Source organism: Acetobacter cerevisiae, from assembly GCF_001580535.1.
Lineage (GTDB): Bacteria > Pseudomonadota > Alphaproteobacteria > Acetobacterales > Acetobacteraceae > Acetobacter > Acetobacter cerevisiae.
This window is the reverse complement of the sequence record NZ_LHZA01000065.1, coordinates 1-3993: the sequence shown is the minus strand read 5'-3', so window position 1 is coordinate 3993 and position 3993 is coordinate 1. Positions and strand designations below refer to the sequence as shown.

The following is a 3993-nucleotide window of genomic DNA, read 5'->3' as shown; positions in this document are numbered from 1 at the left end:
CAAAAACCGTCAATCAAATCGCCAAAACCCAGAAATTACCGGCCAAGCACATCAATCAAGGGTTCTTCGATCCCTCCACCTGTTCAGGACTGGGGGGCAGAGAACGCGGAAGGGGGAGGGGGCTGATCGTAAAAATCCACCCTCATCGCCACCTTGCCCATGGGTGTTACAAAATGAGGCTGCTGCGGTTCGATCAGGCCGGGGGTGGCGGGTGTCAGCAGAAGTTCAGATGGAGGGGCCAGATAAGTGAGCTTCAACTCCCCCTCAAGCACACGGATCACGCCCCACACACCCGCCTTGGTATTATGGCGCGTGCGCAAAGCAGCAGGTAGCGTGTCCTGATCGAATACGGGCGTGGAGCGATAGGGCAGGGCTTCGGTCATAGGTATCACTTTTCGGGGAACAGCGCCTCAAGGTGCTGTGTTGCGCTGGGGCATGGCCCGTTTGGCGTAAAAAGAGAGTGCAAGCTGCAAGCTTCTGGCAATGTTGGCTGCCTTGTCCTGTAGAACAGCGGCTACATCTGCTGGCATGTGTGTGGAGGTGGTCTCACCCCATAGTGCCAGCCACCGATCAAACAGTTCTGGCGTAATCCGGTCACGGTGCTGCATATGCACGGGCACTGGCTGGCCTTTGTAACGCCCGGTACCCAGCATGACGGAAGACCAGAAAGCCGTGAGCGTTTGCAGGTGCTCAGGCCAGTTGGTCACGGCATCTTCAAAAATGGGGCCAAGCTTGGGGTCCGCGCGCACACGTGTGTAAAAGGCGTCTACAAGTGTTGCCAGCCCGTCCTCGTTTAGTGGCAGCCTGCTCATAATATGAGCCTCCTTAACAGCCTGATGTTGAGTACAGTCTATCTGATGCGACTGGCAGAAAGGTTGCGCCAGCGCAAACCCGGCACGCCCCCAACGCAGTAGAAATATGGTGAGACAGGCAAATATGGCAATCTTCCCAAGGAGGGATGGATGAACGAACTGGCAATTGCTCGGGCACTGCACGTGATCGGGGTCGTGATCTGGATTGGCGGGGTCTCCATGGCGACAACAGCGGCTTTGCCTGCCCTGCGCTGTGGTGTGTTCGGGGCGGACAGGCTTGCGGCTTTTCAGGCTTTTGAGCGCCGTTTTGTGTGGCAGGTGCGCGGTGCTGTGGTTCTGGTCGGGCTGAGCGGGCTTGTTATGGTCATGAAAATGGACCTCTGGGCCCGTTTTGCTGAACCCGGTTTCTGGTGGATGCACGCCATGGTGGGGTTGTGGCTGGTGTTTGCCATTGTTCTGTTTATTGCGGAGCCTCTTGTTCTCCACCGGCGCTTTAATGTCTGGGCAAAGCGTGACCTGGATGCCGCTTTTGCCGCCTTGCATCGCGCGCATATTGTTCTGCTGGTTCTGGGGCTGGTAACCGTTTTTGGTGCGGTGGCGGGTAGCCATGGCTGGTCGCCGGTCTGATCGTATGCGTGGCACAATACCCTGCGCGGCATAAGGGGTGTATGGGTCATGGCATGTCTGAGCAAAAAACGCCTTCGCAGAATACGGTCAGGGCCATATGCGCACTGGGTCTGGTAAAGGGGTTGCCGCCCGAAGTGGCAGCGCATGTTGCGTCTTTGGCGCGGATTGATGTTCTGCCCGGTGGGGCTGGTGTGTTCACGCAGGGAGCGGTGGCGCAACGGGCTTATGCGGTGCTTGTGGGGGCGGTGCGTATCCGCCAGATCGGGAGCGATGGCGCGCAGGCACTCATGCGCATGATTGCACCGGGGGAGATGTTTGGCACCGTCGCACTGTTTACCGAAGGGTATTACCCGGCGGATGCTGAAACAGCGATGCCCTCGCATATTGCAAGCTGGTCAAAAGCGGACTTTATGGCGCTGACCATGAACTCCCCGCAAATTGCGATCAACATTATCGGCATGGTCGGGCAGCGGCTTGCCAATGTTCAAAACCGCCTGCGTGAAATGGCAACCCAGAGCGCAGAGCAGCGCATTGCCCATGCCCTGCTTATGCTGGTTGAGCAGAGTGGCGCCGTGCAGGCCGGGGCTTGTGAGATTTGTATTCCCCTGCGCCGCAGGGATGTGGCGGAACTGGCGGGCACAACGCTCTATCCCGCCAGCCGCCTGCTGGCCGCGTGGGAGAAGGTGGGGCTTTTGGCCCGCTCCCGCCAGATGCTGGTTGTGCGTGATGCCAATAAGCTGCGCAGAATTGCTCAGGGCGGACTTCTTTAAAAACATTTTGAATGGACTGCACTCTTCGCAGAGTGTCTTGCTGCTGCATGGCTTGGCACCTTGCGCGGCCTGTGTGGCAAAAAACAAACAGCATCCTGCCAGGATGTCGCCTGCGCACAGAAACATTTTGACATCGGAATGATATGCCGTCATCCTTGGGTCAGATCTGGTAAATGTCAACGCTGGCATTCGATCCATAAGGTCATGATGATATCTACATTGGGGGCCAATGATGGCCTTCTTGCCCATGGTGGGCGTGCCTGACGTTTAGTCCGGCACTAGGTATTAGTGTTATGGAAAGAGGTTTCCTCAAAGCTGGTCATCTCCGCACTCTGCTTGCTGCTTTTCTTTATTTTGATGTGTCTTTCATGGTCTGGGTGCTGCTTGGGCCGCTTGGCATAGCCATATCACATGACCTGCACCTGAACTCCGGCCAGAAGGGGCTTCTGGTGGCCATGCCTGTGCTTGCAGGTGCTTTGCTGCGGGTTGTTGCTGGCGCACTGGTTGACCATTATGGCCCGCGCCGTGTTGCCATAGGCATGCAGTCCTTTGTTATTGCAGGGCTTGCCGCAACGTGGGTGCTGGCACCACATAGTTATGCCGGTCTGTTTCCCGTAGCTTTTGTTCTGGGTGTGGCCGGGGCTTCCTTTGCTGTTGCTCTGCCTTTGGCATCTGGCTGGTATCCTCCGCAGTATCAGGGCACGGCACTGGGTATTGCCGGGGCTGGTAATTCCGGCACGGCGCTTGCCTCCCTGTTCGCGCCCGGGCTTGCGGCCCTTTATGGCTGGACCAACGTGTTCGGGCTGGCCACGCTGCCGCTTGTTCTTGTGCTGTGTGTCTTTATCTATCTTGCCAAAGAACCACCCCGCCGCCCGAGTGCCGGCCTTGTGGCGTGGCTCCCGGTTTTGAAAAAAGCCGATTGCTGGGCCCTGATGTTCTTTTACGGCGTAACATTTGGCGGCTTTGTTGGGCTGGCCTCCTTCCTGACCATCTATTTTAATGACCAGTATGGTCTTTCCCCCGCAGTGGCAGGGAGCTGCACCGCGCTGGTGGTGTTTGCTGGTTCCTTTATCCGCCCGCTGGGTGGCGCACTGGCAGACCGTATTGGGGGCGAGCGTGCGCTGTGCATACTCTATGGGGCCGCAACCGTTATTTTTGGCCTGATCGGTTTGGGGCTGCCTACGATCTGGCTCGCGTTCCCCGCTTTTTTTGCGGGCATGCTGGTGCTGGGTCTGGGGAATGGTGCCGTTTTCCAGCTTGTTCCCACACGTTTTGCACAGCAGGTGGGCATATTGACCGGGCTGGTCGGCATGAGCGGTGGGGTTGGCGGGTTTTATCTGGCCTCCTCTCTGGGAGCCGCAGGGCAGGCAACGGGGTCTTATAGTCTGGGGTTTCTGGCTTTTGCCGGTATCGCTCTGGTGGCTCTTGTCTGCGTCTCCATCTGCCGCAGAAGCTGGAACAAACCAGCCGATGCACATGGGGCTGACACGACCGGCCTTTCCGCAATTTCCTGATCTTCCTTACAGCCACGGATTATGACACGTGACCTTGAACAAGAATCGCGTGCGCCCCAGGTGCGCCCTTTTTCAGACCTGGCCAATCTCGGTTCATGCGGCTGTGCTGCTGGGCACTGTGGGGATACACCCCGCCTTGGCGCAGGCTGCCAGTGCTCCCGCGCAGGATACAGCCCCGACTGCACGCCAGACCATTGTGGCGGTGGAGAAAAACAACACGCCCAAACCCGCAAAAGCGGCGGGATAATCCCCCCATAAAAAGAGTGACTT

5 protein-coding genes are annotated in these 3993 nt (G+C 57.8%); 3 read left to right on the top strand and 2 right to left on the bottom strand.

The window, feature by feature from the left end:
• Positions 1–83 precede the first annotated feature (83 nt).
• Both AD928_RS00655 and AD928_RS00650 read right to left on the bottom strand, forming a co-directional pair.
• Positions 84–383 carry a TehB family protein gene (locus AD928_RS00655; RefSeq protein WP_012813195.1) on the bottom strand — a complete coding sequence of 100 codons (300 nt, stop codon included), beginning with the start codon at positions 381–383 and terminating at the stop codon, positions 84–86.
• Between the two features lie 27 nt (positions 384–410).
• Entirely contained in the window at positions 411–812 is a 402-nt protein-coding gene (locus AD928_RS00650) for a group III truncated hemoglobin (protein ID WP_061490069.1), read from the bottom strand.
• Positions 813–962: 150 nt separating this feature from the next.
• Here AD928_RS00650 and AD928_RS00645 point away from each other — a divergent pair, with 150 nt between their 5' ends.
• The 3 genes from AD928_RS00645 to AD928_RS00635 all read left to right on the top strand — a co-directional run bounded on the left by AD928_RS00645 (position 963) and on the right by AD928_RS00635 (position 3723).
• A complete protein-coding gene (locus AD928_RS00645) occupies positions 963–1439 on the top strand; it encodes a hypothetical protein (RefSeq protein WP_062247448.1) in 477 nt (158 codons plus the stop codon).
• A 53-nt stretch (positions 1440–1492) separates the two neighbouring features.
• Entirely contained in the window at positions 1493–2209 is a 717-nt protein-coding gene (locus tag AD928_RS00640) for a Crp/Fnr family transcriptional regulator (protein ID WP_233419872.1), read from the top strand.
• A 293-nt stretch (positions 2210–2502) separates the two neighbouring features.
• Entirely contained in the window at positions 2503–3723 is a 1221-nt protein-coding gene (locus AD928_RS00635) for a nitrate/nitrite transporter (protein WP_062247445.1), read from the top strand.
• Positions 3724–3993 lie beyond the last annotated feature (270 nt).

What these genes read in the sequence shown, in the direction of transcription:
- AD928_RS00655 (WP_012813195.1), bottom strand. Translation starts at nt 383, where the DNA reads ATGACCGAAGCCCTGCCCTATCGCTCCACGCCCGTATTCGATCAGGAC.
- AD928_RS00650 (WP_061490069.1), bottom strand. Translation starts at nt 812, where the DNA reads ATGAGCAGGCTGCCACTAAACGAGGACGGGCTGGCAACACTTGTAGAC.
- AD928_RS00645 (WP_062247448.1), top strand. Translation starts at nt 963, where the DNA reads ATGAACGAACTGGCAATTGCTCGGGCACTGCACGTGATCGGGGTCGTG.
- AD928_RS00640 (WP_233419872.1), top strand. Translation starts at nt 1,493, where the DNA reads ATGTCTGAGCAAAAAACGCCTTCGCAGAATACGGTCAGGGCCATATGC.
- AD928_RS00635 (WP_062247445.1), top strand. Translation starts at nt 2,503, where the DNA reads ATGGAAAGAGGTTTCCTCAAAGCTGGTCATCTCCGCACTCTGCTTGCT.